Source organism: Pseudomonas sp. 86_A (assembly GCF_017491705.1).
Lineage (GTDB): Bacteria > Pseudomonadota > Gammaproteobacteria > Pseudomonadales > Pseudomonadaceae > Aquipseudomonas > Aquipseudomonas koreensis.
In genome coordinates this window covers 636,261-658,195 of the sequence record NZ_JAFGYS010000001.1, presented here as the reverse complement: position 1 = coordinate 658,195, position 21,935 = coordinate 636,261, and the positions used below count along the sequence as shown (strand labels likewise).

The window sequence follows — 21,935 nt, the reverse complement described above, 5'->3', positions numbered from 1 at the left end:
CTCATTGTGATTTGCAGAGTTCCGCCCCATAGAAGGTTTAGGCTAGCCCTTTCATCAACACGGATGTGTACCTGAATGACCCCGAAGCTTACTTCACGACACCGTCGCGCTTTGCGTCTGACCCGTCGATTTCTGGCCCCTTACCGCTGGCAAGTCATCGGTGCGCTGCTGGCGTTGATCGTCACCGCCGCCGTCACGTTGTCGATGGGGCAGGGGATCAAGTTGCTGGTTGATCGGGGCTTCATGACCCAGTCGCCGCACCAGCTGAACCAGAGCATCGGCATCTTCATGCTGATGGTGCTCGGCCTGGCGGTCGGCACGTTTGCGCGGTTTTACTGGGTATCCTGGATCGGTGAGCGCTGCGTGGCGGATATCCGGCGCGAGGTGTTCAATCATCTGGTCTATCTGCACCCCGGGTTCTACGAGAACAACCGCAGTTCCGAGATTCAGTCACGGCTGACCGCTGACACGACATTGCTGCAATCGGTGATCGGTTCGTCGCTGTCGATGTTTCTGCGCAACCTGTTGATGGTCATCGGTGGCGTTGTGCTGCTGTTCGTGACCAATGCAAAACTCACCAGTATCGTGGTGATTGCCCTGCCGTTCGTGGTCGCTCCGATCCTGATATTTGGTCGGCGCGTACGCAATCTGTCGCGGTTGAGTCAGGACCGGGTGGCCGATATCGGCAGCTACGTGTCCGAAACCCTCGGCCAGATCAAGACCGTGCAGGCCTACAACCATCAGGTGCAGGATGAGCGGCGTTTCGCGACAACGGTCGAAGACGCCTTCGACACCGCACGCAAGCGCATCTTCCAGCGTTCCTGGATGATCACCATGGTGATCGTGCTGGTGCTGGGCGCGGTGGCGGTGATGTTGTGGGTGGGCGGCATGGACGTGATTGCCGGGCGCATCACCGGTGGCGAACTGGCGGCGTTCGTGTTCTACAGCCTGATCGTCGGCAGTGCTATCGGCACGTTGAGCGAGGTGATCGGTGAACTGCAGCGGGCGGCGGGCGCCGCCGAGCGGATCGCCGAACTCCTGAGTTCGCAGAACATCATCCAGCCCCCGACCACCGGGCTGGTGACCTTGCCGGAGCGGATCAGGGGCGAACTGCAATTGCAGGATGTGCGCTTTTCCTACCCGTCGCGTCCTGAAAGCTACGCCGTCAATGGCTTGAGTCTGACCATTCGCAGTGGCGAGACTCTGGCGCTGGTCGGGCCATCCGGTGCCGGCAAGTCCACGGTGTACGATTTGCTGTTGCGCTTCTACGATCCGCTCGAAGGGCAGATCCTGATCGACGGAGTGCCGCTGACCCGCCTCGATCCGCTGGACCTGCGCCGCAACTTCGCCCTGGTCTCGCAATCGCCCGCGCTGTTTTTTGGCAGCGTCGAAGAAAATATTCGTTACGGTAATGCCGGCGCGACGCTGGAGCAGGTCAAGGAGGCGGCGCGAATCGCCCACGCCCATGACTTCATCGAGAAAATGCCCAACGGTTACCAGACGCATCTGGGCGATGGCGGCCTCGGTCTTTCTGGTGGTCAGCGTCAGCGTCTGGCGATTGCCCGCGCGTTGCTGGTGGACGCACCGATCCTGCTACTGGACGAAGCCACCAGTGCCCTCGATGCGCAGAGCGAGCACTTGATCCAGGAAGCCTTGCCCAGCCTGATGCAAAACCGCACCACGCTGGTGATCGCGCATCGCCTGGCCACGGTGAAAAACGCCGACCGGATTGCGGTCATGGATCAGGGCAAACTGGTGGCGATCGGCACCCATCAAGAGCTTATCGTGAGCAACCCGCTGTATGCGCGGCTGGCGTCGTTGCAGTTCAATGATGGTCACGCAGTCGCCGTGTAGGCACTGCCGCAGGCTGTGATCTTTTGAGGTAAAAAAATGCCCGCCTTTCGATGCGGGCATTTTTTTCAAGCGAGATCAAAAGATCACATCGCCTGTGTAACCGGCGTTACCGGTTACTGATCATCAAAATACCGCTCATGCCAATCCACCAGCGGTTGTGGCGAGTTGAGCTTCTGGCCGTAAATCACCGAGTACGACAGCACGTTCTGCACGTACTGGCGAGTTTCGTCGAACGGGATGCTTTCCACCCACACGTCGAAGCTCAGGTGATCGGCACCGCGCAGCCACTGGCGCACGCGGCCGGGGCCGGCGTTGTAGGCGGCGGAGGCAAGGACGCGGTTGCCGTTGAACTGACTGTGCACCTGGCTCAGGTAAGCGGCGCCGAGCTGGATGTTCTTGTCCGGATCGAGCACTTGCTGTGGCGAGGCCAGCGGGATGCTGAACTTGCGCGCGGTTTCCTTGGCGGTGCCCGGCATCAGCTGCATCAGACCGCTGGCGCCGACGCCGGAGCGGGCGTCGTCCATGAACGCACTTTCCTGGCGGGTGATGGCGAACACCCAGCTCGAATGCAGGCCACGGGTCTTGGCTTCACGCACGAGCGTGTCGCGGTGGGCCATCGGGAAGCGGATGTCCAGGTCGTCCCAGTATTGCGCCTGACTGATGGTGCGGATCGCCGGGAAATACCACTTCAGGTCGTAGGCCAGTTTGGCCTGGGCGACCATTTCGTCGCGGTTGAAATGACGGCTGACGTGATACCACTCGCGGCGACCGTCGACGATCTGCCCGCGGGCATGGAATTCCAGAGCACGGCGTATGCCCGGTGTATTGCGCACCTTGTTGATGGTGGCCTGGCTGAGCACAAGCGGCTTGTTCACCAGCGAATACGGCGATTGCGAACGGTCGGCGGCGAGGAAACCGTAGAAGTCGCGTTCCTTCGCCAGATTCTTGTACAGCGTCTGCGCTTCCGGGTTCTGTGGCTGCGCCAGTTCCAGGCTGCGGGCCTGCCAGTAACGCCAGCGGTTGGTGGTCGCCAGATCCTGCGGCAGACGGCGGGTCAACTGGTAGGCATCGTCCCAGCGGGCCAGACGCAACAGCAGGCGCAAGCGCCATTCGGACACAGTGTTATCACGCAGTTCCGGGTCGTATTTAGTCATCACGTCCAGCGCGCGGCTGTCGAAACGCCGGGCCAGAGTCAGGCCGATTTCCCGGGCAATCGCGACTTTCTCGTCCCGGGAGAAATGCATGCTGCTGGCGTAACCGTCGAGCAGGGCCATGGCCTTGTCCGGATCCTGACGGGCGAGGCGGCGCAGGCCGAGGCTGACCACGTCGGACATCGGTTCGTCGGCCGGAGTGAAGCGCGATGGCTGGTTGAGCAGCTCGGGTTTCTGCGCCACATCCACCAGCAGGCGACCGCGCGGGGCGAGGGTGGTCAGGCCGTTGACCAGGCTGTTGGCCAGTGGGTAGTTACGCGCCTGGGCAGCGAGTTTGGTCCGCTCCCAGCGTTTCTGTTCAGTCAATTGACCGTCGGCGGCCCAGATGCCGAACAGCCCGTCACAGGCCGCCGGTTGCGATTTGCCGGTCAGCCACAGTTTGTCGGCGTTGGCGTAACCCTCGGCCTTGTGACCGCTGCTGATCTGATACTGCGCATTCAGGCAGTCCAGTTCGGTGAAGTTGAGTTTCGGGTCGTAATACTGGGTGAAGGTGGCCCAGTCGCCACGGTCGGCGAGCCAGCGCAACCAGCGCAGCTTCATCCAGTTGGCCTGGGGCAGGTCACCGTGCTCGGCGAGAAACTTCTCGATCTCGGCGTTGCTCGCGGTCTTCAGACGCGCGGTCAGTTCGTCGTAGGCCAGGTACGGTTCCAGCGGATAATCGGCCAGGGCCTGGCTGTAACGGAAGTACGGGCCGCTATCGCCCTTGGCCAGGGCGCGCTTGGCTTCATCGTAATACTGGCGTTGGGTGGACAGGTCCACCGCCTGGGCGGATTGAGCGGCAGCGGCGGTAAGTAGCAAACAGGACAAGACACTGAAAAGGCGACTGCGCATGAGACATCCGGGCAGAGAAATCATGACAAGCACCGGCCGCGGCCAGCACTGAATTGTCTGTAGCTTAGCCTTTTGCCAGCAACGGGCGAAAGCTTTGCCGGTCTTGCAGCACAAGTTCGCAACAAATGTTGTGCAGAGTGCTTCGGCGGACAAATTGCCGGCCTTTTGAGGGCCTAACTCAGGTAGAATGCGCGCCCGGTTTTTGGAGAAGCTCATGACCCTGCTCAAATTCAGCGATGTGTCCCTTGCGTTCGGCGCTATGCCGTTGTTGGACAAGGTGTCCTGGCAGATCGCCCGTGGTGAGCGGGTGTGCATCATCGGCCGCAACGGCACTGGCAAGTCCAGCATGATGAAACTGGTCAAGGGCGACCAGAAGCCCGATGACGGCTCGGTGTGGCGTGCCCCCGGTCTGAAAATCGGCGAATTGCCGCAAGAATTGCCGGTGGCCGACGGGCGGACCGTGTTCGACGTGGTTGCCGAAGGCCTGGACGGTGTGGGCGCGTTGCTCGCCGAATACCATCACCTGAGCCAGAACATCGTCACCGACGCTGATCTGGACAAACTGATGCACGTCCAGCACGACCTCGAAGCCCGTGATGGCTGGCGCTTGCAGACCCTGGTCGACAGCACCCTGAGCCGCCTGCAACTGCCGGCCGACAAGACCCTCGCCGAGTTGTCCGGCGGCTGGCGTCGTCGCGTGCTGCTGGCGCAGGCGCTGGTGTCCGAACCGGATCTGCTGCTGCTCGACGAACCGACCAACCACCTCGACATCGGTGCAATTGCCTGGCTCGAAGAAGCGCTGAAAGATTTCCAGGGCGCCGTGTTGTTCATCACGCACGACCGTTCTTTCCTGCAAAACCTCGCCACGCGCATCCTCGAGCTGGATCGCGGCGGCCTGATCGACTGGAACGGCGACTACGCCAGCTTCCTGGTGCATAAAGAGGCAGCGTTGGCCGCTGAAGAAACCGCCAACGCGCTGTTCGACAAGCGTCTGGCCCAGGAAGAAGTGTGGATCCGTCAGGGCATCAAGGCCCGTCGTACCCGTAACGAAGGCCGTGTGCGCGCCCTTAAAGCCCTGCGTGTTGAACGCAGCGAGCGTCGCGAACGCACCGGCAAGGCCAACATCCAGCTGGAAACCGCCGACAAGTCCGGCAAGCAAGTGATGGTGCTGGAAAATGTCAGCTTCCATCACCCAGACGGTCCGTTCCTGATCAAGGACTTCTCGATGGTCCTGCAGCGCGGCGACCGTATCGGTCTGCTGGGCGCCAACGGTACCGGCAAGACCACCTTGCTCAAGCTGATGCTCAACGGTCTGCAACCGACCAGCGGCAAAGTGGAGGAGGGCACCCGGATCGACGTGGCTTACTTCGACCAGTTGCGCCATCAACTGGATCTGGAAAAGACCGTGATCGACAACGTCGCCGAAGGTCGCGACTTCATCGACATCGACGGCCAGAGCCGCCACGTGCTGAGCTATCTCGGCGACTTCCTGTTCAGCCCGCAGCGTGCACGCACGCCGGTCAAGGCGCTGTCCGGGGGCGAGCGTGCGCGCTTGCTGTTGGCGAAACTGTTCAGCAAGCCGGCGAACCTGCTGGTACTCGACGAACCAACCAACGACCTCGACGTGGAAACCCTCGAACTCCTCGAAGAAGTGTTGCTGACCTTCAACGGTACCGTGCTGATGGTCAGCCACGACCGGGCATTCCTCGACAACGTGGTCACCAGCACCCTGGTCTTCGAAGGTGAAGGCAAGGTGCGTGAATACGTCGGTGGCTATCAGGACTGGATCCGTCAGGGCGGCTCGCCGCGCCTGCTGGGCGTGACCGAGAGCAAATCGGGCAAGGCTGACCTGAATTCGGCGGTAGTCACCGCCGAGCCTGCTGTGGTTGCTCCCCCTGCAGCTGCTGCGCCAGCTGCCAAGAAGAAGCTGAGCTACAAGCTGCAGCGCGAGCTGGAAGCATTGCCGGGCGACATCGACGCCAAGGAACAGCAGATTGCGGCCGTCGAGGCTGAAATGGCCGAAGCCGGTTTCTATCAGCGTCCAGCGGCCGAGACAGCCAAGGTGATCGCTTCGCTGGAGCAGTTGCAGGCTGAGCTGGATGCACTGGTGGAGCGTTGGGCCGAGCTGGATGCCTGATTGATCCGGTAACAAAAAAGCCCGGCCTCATTTGCGTGAGGCCGGGCTTTTTGTAGCAGCTCCCGAAGGATTAATGCTTGATCAGGTGCACCGCCAGCACATCGCAAGGTGCGCCGTGCAGGACGTCATTGGCGGTCGAGCCGAGCAACAGCGCCAGGCCATGGCGGCCATGGCTGCCGACCACGATCAGATCGCAATGGTTTTCCTTGGCGAAATGATGGATCTCCTGACGTGGCTGGCCATAGGTCAGATGGCAGTTGGCGCCTTCGAGCTCGGCGTGTTTGGCTTTAAGGCGCTCAAGGCGCTCCTTGGACTGATCGAACTGCTGTTGTTGCAGTTGTGACAGATCCATCGGTACATCGCCGCCGAATGCCATCGCCATCGGCTCGACGATATGCACCAGCGACAGCTTGGCGCCATTGCTCGCCGACAGCTCTCGGGCGCGGTGAATCACAGGGTCGCACTCTTCGGTCAGATCTACGGCGACCAGGATATGGTTGTAGGGCATGAGGTGCTCCTCGTGGCGGTTCAATATTGTTAAGTATGGCTGGTTTCAAGCGCATTGGTTCCAAAGTGGCACAATGCGCTTACCTTAAGTCGGGAGTAGAGATATGACGGTCTGGTTGGTGGTGTCAATCCTGCTGGTGGTCCTGAGTCCACTGGCATGGTTGCGCCCATCGCGCGTGCAGAGCGGCCGAATGGCCCTGCGCATGGAAGCACGGCGTATCGGGCTGGCCATGCAGCTGGCGCCTCAGGAGTGGCCGCACTGGCTGTCTCAGGAGCCTCCCAGCCCCTGTGCGCAATACCATCGCCCGCGTCGTGGCAGTCAGCCCGCGTGCTGGACCTACTGGCAGAAGTCGCCGGGGGTATGGGTCAATCAATGGCAGGAGGTCTGCGAAGATCGGGCCCTGCTCAATCATTTCGAAAAATTGCCAGGCAACGTATTCAAGGTCGAGGCCGACAAGCAGATGATCGCCTTGTACTGGGGCGAGAAGGGCGAAGCCACGGTGTTGCAGGATATCGACGCCACACTGAAAGCGCTGGCGTGACTCGCGGATTTTTCCCACTGCAATGGTGGGGAGGGTCCGGCAGACGAGCAATAAAAAGCCCGACATGATTCATCGGGCGGGGTGGCCAGGCAGGCCGGTAACTGTTTTTATCGCTGACTCAACATCATGCAACCAGCGAATCTCCCTGTAGTCCAGCCAGCGTAGCCTGTTAAACAAGGCTCGCAGTGAATTAGGGCGACTTTTCTAACTATTGATTCTATGAATGGCTTTGCATGCTTCGCCGTGTTGCGGCTCTGCGTGCGATGTAAGTGACCGCAAGGTCGCATTTCAACCCGTATTTTGGGCGATTGACAATTGTTGGAAATTCCGTGAAGGTGACGTACCCAAATCAAACGGGCGTATGAATTGAGCGTTTGTCTTACAGACTGCTCCTACAGAATCCCGACTATCGCGTTGGCGGGTGTGCCGGGTGGATTGGCGTCAGCATCGACGAAAAAGCGTCCTGCCGAGCCATTTACCTGCGTCCGACGTGTACTGTTCAGCTTCCATATCGTGGAGATCAGTTGATGATTTACGAAGGTAAAGCCATCACGGTTAAAGCTCTTGAAAGTGGCATCGTCGAATTGAAATTCGACCTCAAGGGTGAGTCCGTCAACAAGTTCAACCGTCTTACCCTGAACGAACTGCGTCAGGCCGTGGACACCATCAAGGCAGATGCTTCGATCAAGGGCGTGATCGTCAGCAGTGGCAAGGACGTATTCATCGTCGGCGCCGACATCACCGAATTTGTCGACAACTTCAAGCTGCCGGATGCCGAGCTGGTTGCTGGCAATCTCGAAGCCAACAAGATCTTCAGCGATTTCGAAGACCTCAACGTTCCGACCGTGGTCGCGATCAATGGCATCGCCCTGGGCGGCGGCCTGGAAATGTGCCTGGCAGCGGACTACCGCGTCATGTCGACCAAGGCCAAGATCGGCCTGCCGGAAGTCAAACTGGGCATCTACCCAGGCTTCGGCGGTACCGTGCGTCTGCCGCGCCTGATCGGCGTCGATAACGCCATCGAGTGGATTGCCTCCGGCAAGGAAAACCGTCCTGAAGACGCACTGAAAGTCAGCGCCGTCGACGCCGTGGTTGCTCCGGAGAAGCTGCAGGAAGCCGCGCTTGAACTGATCAAACGCGCCATCTCCGGCGAGTTCGACTACAAGGCCAAGCGTCAGCCGAAGCTGGAAAAACTCAAGCTCAACGCCATTGAACAAATGATGGCTTTCGAAACCGCCAAAGGTTTCGTGGCCGGTCAGGCTGGCCCGAACTACCCGGCGCCGGTTGAAGCGATCAAGACCATCCAGAAAGCCGCGAACTTCGGTCGTGACAAGGCGCTGGAAGTCGAAGCCGCCGGTTTCGTCAAACTGGCCAAGACTTCTGCTGCGCAGAGCTTGATCGGTCTGTTCCTGAACGATCAGGAATTGAAGAAAAAGGCCAAGGCCTACGACGAAATCGCCAAAGACGTGAAGCAGGCTGCCGTACTGGGCGCCGGCATCATGGGTGGCGGTATCGCCTATCAGTCGGCCTCCAAAGGTACGCCGATCCTGATGAAGGACATCAACGAGCACGGTATCGAGCAGGGCCTGGCCGAAGCCGCCAAGCTGCTGGTTGGCCGCGTTGACAAAGGCCGCATGACTGCCGCGAAAATGGCTGAAGTGCTCAACGGCATTCGTCCGACCCTGTCCTACGGCGACTTCGGTCACGTCGATCTGGTCGTTGAAGCCGTGGTCGAGAACCCGAAGGTCAAGCAAGCGGTGCTGGCTGAAGTCGAAGACAAGGTCAAAGAGGACACCATCCTCGCGTCCAACACGTCGACCATTTCCATCAGCCTGCTGGCCAAGGCCCTCAAGCGTCCGGAAAACTTCGTCGGCATGCACTTCTTCAACCCGGTGCACATGATGCCGCTGGTGGAAGTGATCCGTGGCGAGAAGTCCAGCGAGCTGGCGATTGCCACCACCGTTGCCTACGCCAAGAAAATGGGCAAGAACCCGATCGTCGTCAACGACTGCCCGGGCTTCCTGGTCAACCGCGTTCTGTTCCCGTACTTCGGCGGTTTCGCCAAACTGGTCAGCGCCGGTGTGGACTTCGTCCGTATCGACAAGGTCATGGAAAAATTCGGCTGGCCGATGGGCCCGGCATACCTGATGGACGTGGTCGGCATCGACACCGGTCACCACGGTCGTGACGTGATGGCTGAAGGTTTCCCGGATCGCATGAAAGATGACCGTCGCTCGGCCATCGACGTGCTGTACGAAGCCAAGCGTCTGGGGCAGAAGAACGGCAAGGGCTTCTACGCCTACGAAGCCGACAAGAAAGGCAAGCAGAAGAAGGTTGCCGATCCGTCGGTGCTGGAAGTGCTCAAGCCGATCGTTTACGAGCAGCGCGAAGTCACTGACGAAGACATCATCAACTGGATGATGATCCCGCTGTGCCTGGAAACCGTGCGTTGCCTGGAAGACGGCATCGTTGAAACCGCCGCCGAAGCCGACATGGGTCTGGTCTACGGTATCGGTTTCCCTCCATTCCGTGGCGGTGCACTGCGCTACATCGATTCGATCGGTGTTGCCGAGTTCGTTGCCCTGGCTGACCAGTACGCTGATTTGGGCGCGCTGTACCACCCGACCGCGAAGCTGCGCGAAATGGCCAAGAACGGCCAGAGCTTCTTCGGTTAAGCGCCCCCAACTAGAGTGAGAGTGAACTTATGAGCTTGAATCCTAGAGACGTCGTGATTGTCGACTTCGGTCGTACTCCGATGGGCCGCTCCAAGGGCGGCATGCACCGCAACACCCGCGCCGAAGACATGTCGGCGTACCTGATCAGCAAATTGCTGGAACGCAACGCCAAGGTCGATCCTGCTGAAGTCGAGGACGTGATCTGGGGCTGTGTGAACCAGACCCTGGAGCAGGGCTGGAACATCGCGCGCATGGCGTCGCTGATGACCCAGATCCCGCACACCTCGGCCGGCCAGACCGTCAGCCGTCTGTGTGGCTCGTCGATGAGCGCGCTGCACACTGCTGCGCAAGCGATCATGACCGGTAACGGTGACGTGTTCGTGGTTGGCGGCGTCGAGCATATGGGTCACGTGAGCATGATGCACGGTGTCGATCCGAACCCGCACATGTCGCTGTACGCGGCGAAAGCCTCGGGCATGATGGGCCTGACCGCGGAAATGCTGGGCAAGATGCACGGCATCACTCGCGAGCAGCAGGACGCTTTCGGCGTTCGCTCCCACCAGTTGGCCCACAAGGCAACCGTGGAAGGCAAGTTCAAAGACGAAATCATCCCGATGCAGGGCTACGACGAAAACGGCTTCCTGAAGCTGTTCGACTACGACGAAACCATTCGTCCGGAAACCACCCTGGAAAGTCTGGCGGCCCTCAAGCCTGCCTTCAATCCAAAGGGCGGCACCGTGACTGCCGGTACTTCGTCGCAGATCACCGATGGTGCTTCGTGCATGATCGTGATGTCGGCGCAGCGTGCGCAGGACCTGGGGATCCAGCCGATGGCCGTGATCCGTTCGATGGCAGTGGCGGGTGTGGATCCGGCGATCATGGGCTATGGTCCAGTGCCGGCGACACAAAAAGCTCTGAAGCGTGCGGGCCTTGGCATCAACGATATCGACTTCTTCGAGCTCAACGAAGCTTTCGCTGCACAGGCCCTGCCAGTGCTGAAAGATTTGAAAGTACTCGACAAGATGAACGAGAAGGTTAACCTGCACGGCGGCGCGATCGCCCTGGGTCACCCGTTCGGTTGCTCCGGTGCCCGTATCTCCGGCACTTTGCTGAACGTGATGAAGCAGAATAGCGGCACCTTCGGGGTGGCCACTATGTGCATTGGTCTCGGCCAAGGCATCTCCACCGTCTTCGAACGCGTTTAAGCGTCTCGTCGATGGAAGCCGGGGCCAAGTGCCCCGGTTTTTGTTTTTGTGGATTTATTTTTGTATTTATTTTGAAAAAATTTGAGTGAGGGCCGAAGCATGCCGATACAACCTGGGCTCTACCAACATTACAAAGGTCCGCAGTACCGCGTATTCAGTGTTGCGCGGCATTCCGAGACCGAAGAAGAAGTGGTCTTTTACCAAGCCCTGTATGGCGATTACGGCTTCTGGGTACGCCCTTTGAGCATGTTCGTCGAGTCGGTCGAGGTTGACGGCGAGCAGGTGCCACGCTTTGCTTTGGTGCAAGCCGAACCGAGCCTTTTTTCCAAGGCATGAGGCGAGTGCGCACAGAACCCTGTGCTTGACCTCACCTTGTATCAACTATATATAGCGGTGCCGCGTCAGGCGCCAACCGCCTTTCACTTCTAGAATTCAGGAATTTTCTGATCCATGGGCAAATCGCTGGTCATTGTGGAATCCCCGGCTAAGGCCAAGACCATCAACAAGTATCTGGGCAACCAATACGTGGTGAAGTCGAGTATCGGCCATATCCGAGACCTGCCCACCAGCGGTTCGGCTAGCGCCAGCAAAGAGCCGGCCGCCAAGCGCGGCAAGGCTGCCGCGGGCGAAGGGCCGGTGCTCACGCCGAAAGAGAAAGCGCGCAAGCAGCTGGTCTCGCGTATGGGTGTCGATCCCGATCATGGCTGGAAAGCCCAGTACGAGATCCTCCCGGGCAAAGAGAAGGTCATCGAAGAGCTGCGCCGGCTCGCCAAGGATGCTGACACCATCTATCTCGCAACCGACTTGGATCGCGAGGGGGAAGCCATTGCCTGGCACCTGCGCGAAGCCATCGGTGGTGACGACAGCCGCTACAAGCGCGTGGTGTTCAACGAAATCACCAAGAAGGCGATTCAGGAAGCCTTCTCCGAGCCGGGCGAGCTGGACATTGATCGTGTGAATGCCCAGCAGGCGCGTCGTTTCCTCGACCGCGTCGTGGGCTACATGGTCTCGCCGCTGCTGTGGGCCAAGATCGCCCGTGGGCTGTCGGCCGGCCGGGTGCAATCGGTTGCCGTGAAACTGGTGGTCGAGCGTGAGCGCGAGATTCGTGCGTTCAACCCGGAAGAATACTGGGAAGTGCACGCCGACCTCGGCACCGCCAAAGGCTCGACCGTGCGTTTCGAAGTGGCACGCGAGAAGGGCGAAGTCTTCAAGCCGCTGAACGAAGCCCAGGCAACGGCAGCGCTGGAGAAGCTCAAGTCTTCCAGCTACAGCATCGTCAAGCGCGAAGACAAGCCGACCAGCAGTAAGCCGTCGGCACCGTTCATCACGTCCACCCTGCAACAGGCCGCGAGCAACCGCCTGGGCTTCGGCGTGAAGAAAACCATGATGATGGCCCAGCGTCTGTACGAAGCCGGCTACATCACTTATATGCGTACCGACTCGACCAACCTCTCGGCTGACGCCGTGACGATGGCGCGCACTTACATCGAAGACGAGTTCGGCAAGAAGTACCTGCCGGAAACGCCAAACGTCTACAGCAGCAAAGAAGGCGCACAAGAGGCTCACGAAGCGATTCGTCCGTCCGACGCCAACACTACGCCGAGCAAGCTGGCTGGCATGGAGCGTGACGCTGAGCGCCTCTACGAGCTGATCTGGCGCCAGTTCCTCGCTTGCCAGATGCTGCCGGCGCAATACCTGTCGACCACCGTCAGTGTCGCCGCTGGTGACTTCGAGCTGCGTGCCAAGGGCCGTATCCTCAAGTTCGACGGCTACACCCGTGTTATGCCGCAGATCGCCAAGCCTGGTGATGACGATGTTCTGCCGGACATGGCACAGGGCGACGTGATGAAGCTGATCAAGCTTGATCCGTCCCAGCACTTCACCAAGCCGCCGGCGCGTTACTCCGAAGCCAGCCTGGTCAAGGAAATGGAAAAACGCGGCATCGGTCGTCCTTCGACCTACGCCGCGATCATTTCGACCATCCAGGATCGCGGCTACGTGACCCTGCACAACCGTCGTTTCTACTCGGAAAAGATGGGCGACATTGTCACCGAGCGTCTGTCGGAGAGTTTCTCGAACCTCATGGACTACGGCTTCACCGCCGGCATGGAAGAGAACCTCGATGACGTAGCCCAAGGCGAGCGCGACTGGAAAAACGTGCTGGACGAGTTCTACGGCGACTTCAAGAAGAAACTCGAAGTGGCGGAGAATCCGGACAACGGCATGCGTGCCAACCAGCCGGTCATGACCGACATTCCGTGCACCACGTGCGGCCGTCCGATGCAGATTCGTACTGCGTCGACCGGCGTATTCCTTGGCTGCTCGGGCTACAGCCTGCCACCGAAAGAACGCTGCAAGGCCACCGTCAACCTGGTGCCGGGCGACGAGATCGCTGCGGACGACGAGGGTGAGTCGGAATCGCTGGTCCTGCGCGGCAAGCATCGCTGCCCGATTTGCAGCACGGCGATGGATGCCTACCTGCTCGACGAGAAGCGCAAGCTGCACATCTGCGGTAACAACCCGGATTGCGCCGGCTACGAAATCGAAGAGGGCAACTATCGCATCAAGGGCTACGAAGGCCCGAGCCTGGAGTGCGACAAGTGCGGCAGCGAAATGCAGCTCAAGACTGGCCGTTTCGGCAAATTCTTCGGTTGCACCAATCCGACCTGCAAGAACACCCGCAAGCTGCTGAAGAGCGGTGATGCGGCGCCGCCGAAGATGGACCCGGTGAAGATGCCTGAGCTCAAGTGCGAGAAGGTCAACGACACCTACATCCTGCGCGACGGTGCTTCCGGTCTGTTCCTGGCGGCCAGCCAATTCCCGAAAAACCGCGAGACCCGCGCGCCGCTGGTGATCGAGATTCTGCCGCACAAGGACGAGATCGATCCGAAGTACCACTTCCTGTGCGAAGCGCCGCAGAAGGATCCTGATGGTCTGCCAGCAGTGATCCGCTACAGCCGCAAGACCAAGGAGCAATACGTGCAGACCGAGGTCGACGGTAAGCCTACCGGCTGGAAAGCGTTCTACGACGGTGGCAAGTGGACCGTTGAAGACAAACGCACAAAGGCCAAGGCTGAGTAAGCGTTAGTCCGATACACAAAAGGCCGCATGAAGACCCTCGGGTTTTCATGCGGCCTTTTGGTTTTTTGCTTGCGGTGGGATCGGCTGTTCCATGACACTGTCCGGCCTGTGTGACGCAATTATTTCGCTGTGGAGACTGCCGGCATGGCGCACGAACTCTATACCCGCACCAATCAGAAGATCTATTTCGCCGGCCTGTCGCTGGAAGCTCTGGCTCGAGCCGAAGAAGGGCGGGCGATGAACGCGTTGGCGTTGATTCAGGCTGGACGTGAATCGGCGTTATTCCACCTCTACGGCGCGCTTCTGGGGCTGTGCCATGAGATCGCCGGTTTCTACCGTCTGCCTCAGGCCAATGCGTCGCGGGCAGAAGCGCTGCTGACTCGCGAAGCTCTGGAATCGATTGCGATCCCCGAGTTGGCCGAGATGATCGAACTGGCCGGCAATCCTGAAACCTGGCTGGCCAAACTGCTGGCGGCGCATTCGGCGATGTTCCAGCCGCCACGGGTGCCACACAAGCCTAAGGGCGATGTGACGCAGCCGTTGATTCAGGCCGTTAATCTGGATGAAGAGCAGGCGCCGCAGGAGCTGACTCGCGAAGAGCTGGAGAGCTGGCGGCAGAACCTCAAAGGTCTGGCTATCCGTTTTCGCGAAGGCTTGAATGAATGCTGAGGACAATTGATACGGTGGCAATCTGAAACATGCTGCTGGTCAAGATCCCGAGCGAAGCCCGAATGATGTCTATATAATCCCTGCCTTTCGTGGAGAACAGACCTATATGCCAACGTCCTTTCTAGAAATTGTCGAGTTACCAGACGGCCGAATCGAACTGCGCAGGGCTGAGGACGAGGGTTCTCTGGTGACGCTGGATTTCTCCGAGGATGCCAAAGCGTTCCTGCAAGGCCAGCACGTGGAAATCGCCAAGGCGATGTTGAGCGTCGGCGTGCAGATGGCCGGTCGTATGGTTGAAGGCGAATTTGATAAGGAAGAGGGGCCGCGGGTTCTTCACTGATTCCCGCTGCTTTCTGCGTTTGCCGATACCGCCTCAAGTCGGCTTCTCTGTCCCTGGAGAAGCCCTGCACTTCACACAGCGCGCGTTACAAGTGAATCAACCCAATCGAATGTTCAGGCTCTGAGCGTCGCCCGTGCGGGCAGCGCTGATCAGCTGTTGCCGTGAGCCGCTGGTCAGCGGGTTGAGCCAGGTCACGACGGTGTGGCTGCGACCCAGGCGCAGTGCTTCGCAGGCCAGTTGTTGAGCGCTTTGCGTGCCCCGTGGCTGCAGCAGCAGGATGCGCTCACGGTTCAGGCCGGCCTCGCGCAGCCAGGTCTGGGTCAGGCTGGCAGGAGGGGCAATCAGTGTGAGCCAGCGCGCGTCCTGATCCTCGCTCAGTTCGCGAAGGATCGGAGCAAGCAGGTTCAGGCAGTTCCCCGCCGCACCGCGCAGAGACAGCTCACTGAATACTTCCGGTTCGGCATTCCAGGGGCGCTCGACCACTTCCTTCAGGATCGGCGCCATCGGTTGTGCCAGAAACGCTTCGAATAAAGGCAGTTGTGTTTGCTGAGGTGCGTGTGGGAACTGCATAAAGCCTCCTTTAGCGGCGGATTACGCCGACACTCAAGCCTTCGATCACCAGTTCCTGATCTTTCAGGTCGACTTCGATAGGGGCGAACTCAGGGTTTTCGGCAATCAGCCAGACCTTGCTGCCTTCGCGCTTGAAGCGCTTGACGGTCACTTCGTCGCCAATACGTGCAACCACGACCTGGCCATTGCGGGCCTCGCGGGTGGTATGCACCGCCAGCAGGTCGCCGTCGAAAATGCCGATATCCTTCATGCTCATGCCGTGTACGCGCAGCAGGTAATCGGCGCGCGGATGGAAGAAGGTCGGGTTGATGTTGCAGGATTCTTCGATGTGCTGCTGGGCGAGGATTGGCGCGCCGGCAGCAACCCGGCCAATGATCGGCAGGGTAGAGTCGTCGGGCTTGGCTTCGAAGCCGGGGATGCGGATGCCGCGAGAGGCGCCCGGGGTCATCTCGATGGCGCCTTTGCGGGCGAGGGCCTTGAGGTGTTCTTCAGCCGCGTTGGGCGACTTGAAACCCAGCTCCTGAGCGATTTCCGCGCGGGTTGGCGGGTAGCCGTTGTCTTCGAGGCAGCGTTTGATAAAGGCCAGAATCTCGGCTTGGCGTGGCGTCAGCTTTAGCATATTGATCGCTCTGTCTTTTTATACAGTGACTGGGATTATATACAGTGAAGCGGTCTTGGCAATGCCCGTTTTTTTGCAGGCCGCCGGACGGTCGGCAGCGGTGCTTATTAATGCGTCGGGCGAGTGTGGTTAAATAGCTGACCGACCATTCCCAAAACGAACTGGCAGGCTTGACAAGGCAAAGGCTGAAACGTATGTTTCAAACAAGTGTTTGTCAGGCGGAGTAGCCATGGCCCAGTCGGAAACCGTTGAACGCATTCTTGATGCTGCCGAGCAGTTGTTCGCGGAGAAAGGTTTCGCCGAAACCTCGTTGCGTTTGATCACCAGCAAGGCCGGCGTCAACCTGGCGGCGGTGAACTATCATTTCGGCTCCAAGAAAGCTTTGATCCAGGCGGTTTTCTCGCGCTTCCTCGGGCCGTTCTGCATCAGCCTCGACAAAGAGCTGGAGCGGCGTCAGGCCAAGCCGGAAAACAAGCCGACGCTCGAAGAGCTGCTGGAAATCCTCGTTGAGCAGGCGCTGGTGGTCCAGCCGCGCAGCGGCAACGACCTGTCAATCTTCATGCGCTTGCTCGGCCTGGCGTTCAGCCAGAGTCAGGGTCACCTGCGTCGCTATCTGGAAGACATGTACGGCAAGGTGTTCCGCCGCTACATGCTGCTGGTCAATGAGGCGGCACCGCGGATTCCACCGATCGAGCTGTTCTGGCGCGTGCATTTCATGCTCGGCGCTGCGGCGTTCAGCATGTCGGGCATCAAGGCCTTGCGCGCAATTGCCGAGACCGATTTCGGCGTCAACACCTCGATCGAGCAGGTGATGCGCCTGATGGTGCCTTTCCTTGCAGCCGGCATGCGTGCCGAAACCGGTGTTACCGATTCAGCCATGGCGACTGCGCAACTGCGTCCGCGCAGCAAGTCGACCCCGGTGGCCGCCAAGGTTTAACCGCACACGGGTGGGCGCGGCAGTTTACATCCGCTAAGCTAGCCGCCCATGCCGACTCTCGTTCTGAACCCGTTCCCCATGACCATCGCCAACCTGCCGGGCATCGCCCTCGGTGGTGATGCCGTGCGGAGCGGGTTTTTCGTTTTCAAGGAATTTCTATGACTGCTGGCCTGCAAGGCTCGTTGATGGTGGACGTCGCCGGTACCTGGCTGACGGCCGAGGATCGCCAATTGTTGCGCCAGCCCGAAGTGGGTGGCCTGATCATTTTTGCCCGCAACATCGAGCATCCGCGCCAGGTGCGGGAACTGAGCGCCGCGATCCGCGTGATTCGCCCAGATCTGTTGCTCGCGGTGGATCAGGAGGGCGGTCGTGTGCAGCGCTTGCGCCAGGGCTTCGTGCGCCTGCCGGCAATGCGTGCCATCGCTGACAATCCGAATGCCGAATACCTCGCCGAGCAGTGCGGCTGGATCATGGCCACCGAAGTGCTGGCGGTCGGCCTCGACCTGAGTTTCGCCCCGGTGCTGGACCTGGATTACCAGCGCAGCGCCGTGGTTGGCACCCGTTCGTTCGAGGGGGACCCCGAGCGCGCCGCATTGCTCGCCGGGGCGTTCATTCGCGGCATGAACAGCGCCGGCATGGCTGCCACCGGCAAGCATTTTCCCGGTCACGGTTGGGCCGAAGCCGACTCTCACGTCGCGATCCCGAACGATGAGCGCAGCCTGGACGAGATCCGCGCCAACGACCTCGTGCCCTTCGCCAGACTCAGCAAACAGCTCGCTGCGGTCATGCCGGCGCACGTTATCTACCCGCAAGTCGATTCGCAGCCGGCCGGGTTCTCCCGTCGCTGGTTGCAGGACATCCTGCGCGGCGAGTTGCAGTTTGACGGCGTGATCTTCAGCGACGACCTGTCGATGGCCGGCGCCCACGTGGTCGGCGATGCCGCCAGCCGTATCGAGGCCGCGCTCAGTGCCGGTTGCGACATGGGCCTGGTGTGCAACGACCGTGCGGCGGCGGAACTGGCCCTGAGCGCGGCGCAGCGGATGAAGGTCAAGCCGTCCGCGCGTATTGCGCGGATGCGCGGACAGGCCTTCGCCAGCACCGACTACCGTCAGGATCCGCGTTGGCTCACCGCCATCGGCGCGCTCAAAGACGCTCAATTGATCGATTAAGGACTCATTCGTTATGACGGTTTACGCAATCATCGGTGGCACCGGCCTGACCCAGCTCGAAGGCTTGAGCATTCGCCAGTCCCTGGCGGTGGATACGCCTTATGGTGCGCCGTCGGCCGAAGTGCAGATTGGCGAGTACGCCGGCAAGGAAGTGCTGTTCCTCGCCCGTCACGGCCATCCGCACCGCTTCCCGCCGCACAAGGTCAACTACCGCGCCAACCTGTGGGCGCTGAAGCAGGCCGGCGCCGAGGCGATCATCGCGGTCAACGCGGTGGGTGGGATTCACCCGGCCATGGGCACGGGACATTTCTGTGTGCCGCATCAGATCGTCGACTACACCAGCGGTCGCGAACACACGTTTTTCGCCGATGATCTGGAGCATGTCACCCACATCGACTTCAGCTTCCCCTACAGCGAGCCGCTGCGTCAGCAGTTGATCGCCGCGCTGGCTGCCGAAGGCTGCGAATACAGCGATCAAGGCGTGTATGCCTGCACCCAGGGCCCGCGTCTGGAAACCGTGGCGGAGATTGTGCGTCTGGAACGTGACGGCTGCGACATCGTTGGCATGACCGGCATGCCGGAAGCAGCACTGGCTCGCGAGCTGGATCTGGATTATGCGTGTCTGTCGCTGGTGGTGAACCCGGCAGCGGGCAAGACCACGGCGGTGATCACCATGGCCGAGATCGAGCAGGCGCTGCATGACGGGATGGGCAAGGTGAAGTCGACCTTGGCGCGGGTGCTCAAGGGCTGAGCTTGGCTTAAGGCCGCGTCGACTGCATCGCTGGCGAGCTCGCTCCCACAGGTTTTGTACTGTTCACCAAACAGTGCTCAGCCTGAATCTCTGTGGGAGCCGGCTTGCCAGCGATGGCGACTTATCTGGAAAAACAGATCTCAACGCTTCTCGAGCTTGTCCGGCAACGGCGCAAACAGCGCTTCAATGTCATCGTTCTGCAGTTTCCAGTCGCCGGCCTTGCGCCCATCCAGCACGCCCGCTGCCAAGTCGGACTTTTCCTTCTGCAGGTGCTGAATCTTCTCTTCCACCGTGCCCCGGGCAATCATCTTGTAGACGAACACCGGTTTCTCCTGGCCGATCCGATACGCGCGGTCGGTTGCCTGATTCTCGGTCGCCGGGTTCCACCACGGGTCGTAATGAATCACCGTGTCTGCTTCGGTCAGGTTCAAGCCGACACCGCCGGCCTTCAGGCTGATGAGAAAGATCTGACGCTTGCCGCTCTGGAATTCCTTCACTGGCGTGCGTCGATCGCGGGTCTGGCCGGTCAGCAGTGCGTAGGCCACGTTGCGTTTTTTCAGTTCATCTTCGATCAGCGACAGCATCGAGGTGAACTGCGAGAACAGCAGAATCCGCCGACCTTCCTCGAACAGCTCCTCGAGCATTTCCATCAGGCTGTCGAGCTTGCCCGAGGTGCTGCCGCGAGCGGGCAGGGTGGCGTCGTTGACCAGACGCAGGTCGCAGCAGACCTGCCGCAACTTGAGCAAGGCTTCAAGAATGATGATCTGACTGCGCGCCACACCCTTGCGGGTAATCTCGTCGCGAACTTTCTTGTCCATCGCCAGACGCATGGTTTCGTACACGTCGCGCTGAGCTTCATTGAGCTCGACCCAGTGAATGATCTCGGTCTTCGGTGGCAGTTCGGTTGCCACCTGTTCCTTGGTGCGGCGCAACAGAAACGGTTTTATCCGGCCATTGAGGTGCTGCAGTCTGACTTCGCTGGCGCGTTTTTCGATGGGCACGCGGTAGTCGGCATTGAAGCTTTTGACATCGCCGAGCCAACCGGGCAGCAGGAAGTGGAACAGCGACCACAGCTCACCGAGGTGGTTTTCCAGCGGCGTACCGCTCAGGCACAGGCGTTGGCGCGCGTTGAGTTCACGGGCGGCCTGCGCTGCTTTGCTATTGGGGTTCTTGATGTACTGGGCTTCGTCCAGCACCAGTACATGCATGGGCTGCTGTGCCAGACGTTCGACGTCCTTGGGCAGCAGCGCGTAGGTGGTCAGGATCAGGTCGAAGTCGGCCAGATGGTCGAAATGCTTTTTACGGCCGGCCCCGTACAGTGCGACCACTTTCAGTTGCGGGGTGAAATGCGCGGCTTCGTCGAGCCAGTTCGGGATCAGGCTGGTGGGCATCACCACCATGCACGGTCGATCCAGACGACCGGCGTCTTTCTCGCTGAGAATATGCGCCAGGGTCTGTAGGGTTTTACCCAGGCCCATGTCGTCCGCGAGAATCCCGCCGACCTCAAGCTGACGCAAGGACTGCATCCAGCTCAGACCCTCGAGCTGATAAGGACGCAGCGTCGCGTTCAAGCCTTTCGGTGCCTTGGCCGTGAAATCACGGATGTCGCGCAGGCGTTGGGCGAAGCTGCGGATCTGTTCGCCGCCCTCCCACAGCAGTGGAATGCCTTCCAGCGAGTTGAGCCGTGTGGCGTCAGCCTTGCTCAGGCGCAGGGTGGTTTCGCCCGGCTCCTGCAAGTAGAACTCGCCCAGCGTCGCGAGGACCGGTTTCAATCGGCCCAGGGGCAGGGCCACTTGCAGCGGGCCGTGCTCGCTGTTGCGTTGCGGGATGTTGACCAGAATCAGCTCGTCATCGCGTCGGCGCGCCAGGCGTTCCGGGTTGAGGATTTCCGTGTGCGAACGCATCAGGTTGAGCAGGATCGGCAGCAGGCTGAGGCGTTCGCCGTGGACGATGATCCCCAGTTCCAGATCGAACCAGTCGCGCTCCGGCGCCTGTTCGACGGTGGCGTACCAGTCGTCGACGGCGGTCAGATCGAAGCCGAACTCCTCGTCGATCTGCAATTCCCAGCCTTGGGTGCGCAGCTTCGGCAGTTCGTTGAGGGTGAACGTCAGCCAGGCGCTGTCGTTGACCATCTCATACAGCTCGCCGGCGCTTTCCGGCAGGGCTTTGCTCTGACGGGTGGCGATGCGGAAGCCGAGGATGCGTAACTGTTCGCGGTAGGACTGTTCCACATCGGGGTGGCGTTTTATCCGCAGGGTCTGGGTATCCTGGCGGATCAGGATGTCGCTGTTTTTCTGCCCGCTGACGTATTCATCCAGGTAGCTGAACGACAGCGCCGCCCGATGCTGGATGTAGCGCTGCATTTTGCCGTTGCGCGGTTCGAACGCACTGAACTCGACGCTCGCCAGCCACAGGCGCGGCAGCGGTTGCACGTTGTCCACCAGCACTTGCGGCGGGGCCTTGGGACTGCGGTTCTCGAGGACGGCCTGGAGCTTTTCCAGCAGTTCGGCGTCTTTGGCGGCGGCAGGGTATTCGAGGGTTTCCTGCACTTGCAGCAGCACCGCTGCGCAGTGTTTGCAGTTGTTGCGCACCGGGCAGGTGCAAGCCGCGTCCACCAGCAGCAGGGTGCCTTTGGCTGACTCGCGCAGATGAATGGTCTGACGGTAGACGTTACCGCCAGAGCCTTCGCAACTGGCGGTGATGGTGGCGTCGCCGACTTGGGCAATGCGTACTCGATTTTCCAGGGCGTAGCGGCGGCCACGCTCCAGGCTCTGTTCCTTGAATCGGCTGACCCAGGAGGGTGCCAACGGTTTACTCAGGGGCGGGGACATAAGGAC

17 protein-coding genes are annotated in these 21,935 nt (G+C 60.3%); 12 read left to right on the top strand and 5 right to left on the bottom strand.

What is annotated here, in order from left to right; all coding sequences use genetic code 11:
* Positions 1-75 precede the first annotated feature (75 nt).
* A complete protein-coding gene (locus J5M57_RS03280) occupies positions 76-1,854 on the top strand; it encodes an ABC transporter transmembrane domain-containing protein (protein WP_207848729.1) in 1,779 nt (592 codons plus the stop codon).
* Positions 1,855-1,967: 113 nt separating this feature from the next.
* Here J5M57_RS03280 and J5M57_RS03275 read toward each other — a convergent pair whose 3' ends face one another.
* Positions 1,968-3,896 carry a transglycosylase SLT domain-containing protein gene (locus J5M57_RS03275; RefSeq protein WP_207848730.1) on the bottom strand — a complete coding sequence of 643 codons (1,929 nt, stop codon included), beginning with the start codon at positions 3,894-3,896 and terminating at the stop codon, positions 1,968-1,970.
* A 214-nt stretch (positions 3,897-4,110) separates the two neighbouring features.
* Between J5M57_RS03275 and J5M57_RS03270 the strand changes: the two genes are divergently transcribed.
* Positions 4,111-6,033 carry an ATP-binding cassette domain-containing protein gene (locus tag J5M57_RS03270; RefSeq protein ID WP_083368380.1) on the top strand — a complete coding sequence of 641 codons (1,923 nt, stop codon included), beginning with the start codon at positions 4,111-4,113 and terminating at the stop codon, positions 6,031-6,033.
* 70 nt (positions 6,034-6,103) lie between these two features.
* Here the strand turns inward: J5M57_RS03270 and J5M57_RS03265 are convergent, their stop codons facing one another.
* The gene (locus J5M57_RS03265; protein WP_207848731.1) at positions 6,104-6,541 is read right to left on the bottom strand and encodes a universal stress protein; all 438 of its coding nucleotides are present in this window, start codon (positions 6,539-6,541) and stop codon (positions 6,104-6,106) included.
* Positions 6,542-6,644: 103 nt separating this feature from the next.
* On the opposite strand from J5M57_RS03265, the gene J5M57_RS03260 reads away from it, so the two are divergent.
* The 7 genes from J5M57_RS03260 to J5M57_RS03230 all read left to right on the top strand — a co-directional run bounded on the left by J5M57_RS03260 (position 6,645) and on the right by J5M57_RS03230 (position 15,052).
* Entirely contained in the window at positions 6,645-7,082 is a 438-nt protein-coding gene (locus J5M57_RS03260) for a hypothetical protein (protein WP_025111052.1), read from the top strand.
* 527 nt (positions 7,083-7,609) lie between these two features.
* On the top strand, positions 7,610-9,757 hold the full coding sequence (gene fadB / locus J5M57_RS03255; protein WP_064588438.1) for a fatty acid oxidation complex subunit alpha FadB: 2,148 nt from the start codon (positions 7,610-7,612) through the stop codon (positions 9,755-9,757).
* Between the two features lie 29 nt (positions 9,758-9,786).
* The gene (gene fadA, locus J5M57_RS03250) at positions 9,787-10,962 is read left to right on the top strand and encodes an acetyl-CoA C-acyltransferase FadA (RefSeq protein ID WP_064588437.1); all 1,176 of its coding nucleotides are present in this window, start codon (positions 9,787-9,789) and stop codon (positions 10,960-10,962) included.
* A gap of 99 nt (positions 10,963-11,061) precedes the next feature.
* Positions 11,062-11,298 carry a DUF1653 domain-containing protein gene (locus J5M57_RS03245; RefSeq protein ID WP_007961814.1) on the top strand — a complete coding sequence of 79 codons (237 nt, stop codon included), beginning with the start codon at positions 11,062-11,064 and terminating at the stop codon, positions 11,296-11,298.
* A 114-nt stretch (positions 11,299-11,412) separates the two neighbouring features.
* A complete protein-coding gene (gene topA, locus J5M57_RS03240) occupies positions 11,413-14,043 on the top strand; it encodes a type I DNA topoisomerase (protein WP_207848732.1) in 2,631 nt (876 codons plus the stop codon).
* A gap of 144 nt (positions 14,044-14,187) precedes the next feature.
* Positions 14,188-14,712 (top strand): DUF6586 family protein, encoded by a 525-nt coding sequence (locus J5M57_RS03235; RefSeq protein ID WP_169843537.1) that lies wholly within the window; start codon positions 14,188-14,190, stop codon positions 14,710-14,712.
* Positions 14,713-14,818: 106 nt separating this feature from the next.
* The gene (locus tag J5M57_RS03230; RefSeq protein WP_003226592.1) at positions 14,819-15,052 is read left to right on the top strand and encodes a hypothetical protein; all 234 of its coding nucleotides are present in this window, start codon (positions 14,819-14,821) and stop codon (positions 15,050-15,052) included.
* A gap of 96 nt (positions 15,053-15,148) precedes the next feature.
* Here the strand turns inward: J5M57_RS03230 and sulA are convergent, their stop codons facing one another.
* Together sulA and lexA are read right to left on the bottom strand one after the other, a co-directional pair.
* On the bottom strand, positions 15,149-15,622 hold the full coding sequence (gene sulA / locus J5M57_RS03225) for an SOS-induced cell division inhibitor SulA (RefSeq protein ID WP_169843538.1): 474 nt from the start codon (positions 15,620-15,622) through the stop codon (positions 15,149-15,151).
* Between the two features lie 10 nt (positions 15,623-15,632).
* A complete protein-coding gene (gene lexA, locus J5M57_RS03220) occupies positions 15,633-16,241 on the bottom strand; it encodes a transcriptional repressor LexA (protein WP_064588433.1) in 609 nt (202 codons plus the stop codon).
* Between the two features lie 229 nt (positions 16,242-16,470).
* Here lexA and J5M57_RS03215 point away from each other — a divergent pair, with 229 nt between their 5' ends.
* From J5M57_RS03215 to J5M57_RS03205, 3 genes are all read left to right on the top strand, one after another.
* Positions 16,471-17,178: a TetR/AcrR family transcriptional regulator gene (locus J5M57_RS03215; RefSeq protein ID WP_064588432.1), complete on the top strand. Its 708-nt coding sequence runs from the start codon at positions 16,471-16,473 to the stop codon at positions 17,176-17,178.
* A gap of 158 nt (positions 17,179-17,336) precedes the next feature.
* Positions 17,337-18,347, top strand: a complete 1,011-nt coding sequence (nagZ, locus tag J5M57_RS03210) for a beta-N-acetylhexosaminidase (protein ID WP_207848733.1) — start codon at positions 17,337-17,339, stop codon at positions 18,345-18,347.
* A 13-nt stretch (positions 18,348-18,360) separates the two neighbouring features.
* Positions 18,361-19,098 (top strand): S-methyl-5'-thioinosine phosphorylase, encoded by a 738-nt coding sequence (locus J5M57_RS03205; protein ID WP_047600129.1) that lies wholly within the window; start codon positions 18,361-18,363, stop codon positions 19,096-19,098.
* 140 nt (positions 19,099-19,238) lie between these two features.
* Here the strand turns inward: J5M57_RS03205 and J5M57_RS03200 are convergent, their stop codons facing one another.
* A complete protein-coding gene (locus J5M57_RS03200) occupies positions 19,239-21,929 on the bottom strand; it encodes a DEAD/DEAH box helicase (RefSeq protein ID WP_207848734.1) in 2,691 nt (896 codons plus the stop codon).
* Between the last annotated feature and the right edge of the window lie 6 nt (positions 21,930-21,935).

Bases quoted from the DNA above. Each gene is read 5' to 3' on its own strand.
- lexA (WP_064588433.1), bottom strand. From the start codon at position 16,241: ATGCTAAAGCTGACGCCACGCCAAGCCGAGATTCTGGCCTTTATCAAA.
- J5M57_RS03280 (WP_207848729.1), top strand. From the start codon at position 76: ATGACCCCGAAGCTTACTTCACGACACCGTCGCGCTTTGCGTCTGACC.
- J5M57_RS03200 (WP_207848734.1), bottom strand. From the start codon at position 21,929: ATGTCCCCGCCCCTGAGTAAACCGTTGGCACCCTCCTGGGTCAGCCGA.
- J5M57_RS03215 (WP_064588432.1), top strand. From the start codon at position 16,471: ATGGCCCAGTCGGAAACCGTTGAACGCATTCTTGATGCTGCCGAGCAG.
- J5M57_RS03235 (WP_169843537.1), top strand. From the start codon at position 14,188: ATGGCGCACGAACTCTATACCCGCACCAATCAGAAGATCTATTTCGCC.
- J5M57_RS03260 (WP_025111052.1), top strand. From the start codon at position 6,645: ATGACGGTCTGGTTGGTGGTGTCAATCCTGCTGGTGGTCCTGAGTCCA.
- J5M57_RS03270 (WP_083368380.1), top strand. From the start codon at position 4,111: ATGACCCTGCTCAAATTCAGCGATGTGTCCCTTGCGTTCGGCGCTATG.
- nagZ (WP_207848733.1), top strand. From the start codon at position 17,337: ATGACTGCTGGCCTGCAAGGCTCGTTGATGGTGGACGTCGCCGGTACC.
- sulA (WP_169843538.1), bottom strand. From the start codon at position 15,622: ATGCAGTTCCCACACGCACCTCAGCAAACACAACTGCCTTTATTCGAA.
- topA (WP_207848732.1), top strand. From the start codon at position 11,413: ATGGGCAAATCGCTGGTCATTGTGGAATCCCCGGCTAAGGCCAAGACC.
- J5M57_RS03245 (WP_007961814.1), top strand. From the start codon at position 11,062: ATGCCGATACAACCTGGGCTCTACCAACATTACAAAGGTCCGCAGTAC.
- J5M57_RS03265 (WP_207848731.1), bottom strand. From the start codon at position 6,541: ATGCCCTACAACCATATCCTGGTCGCCGTAGATCTGACCGAAGAGTGC.
- J5M57_RS03230 (WP_003226592.1), top strand. From the start codon at position 14,819: ATGCCAACGTCCTTTCTAGAAATTGTCGAGTTACCAGACGGCCGAATC.
- J5M57_RS03275 (WP_207848730.1), bottom strand. From the start codon at position 3,896: ATGCGCAGTCGCCTTTTCAGTGTCTTGTCCTGTTTGCTACTTACCGCC.
- J5M57_RS03205 (WP_047600129.1), top strand. From the start codon at position 18,361: ATGACGGTTTACGCAATCATCGGTGGCACCGGCCTGACCCAGCTCGAA.
- fadB (WP_064588438.1), top strand. From the start codon at position 7,610: ATGATTTACGAAGGTAAAGCCATCACGGTTAAAGCTCTTGAAAGTGGC.
- fadA (WP_064588437.1), top strand. From the start codon at position 9,787: ATGAGCTTGAATCCTAGAGACGTCGTGATTGTCGACTTCGGTCGTACT.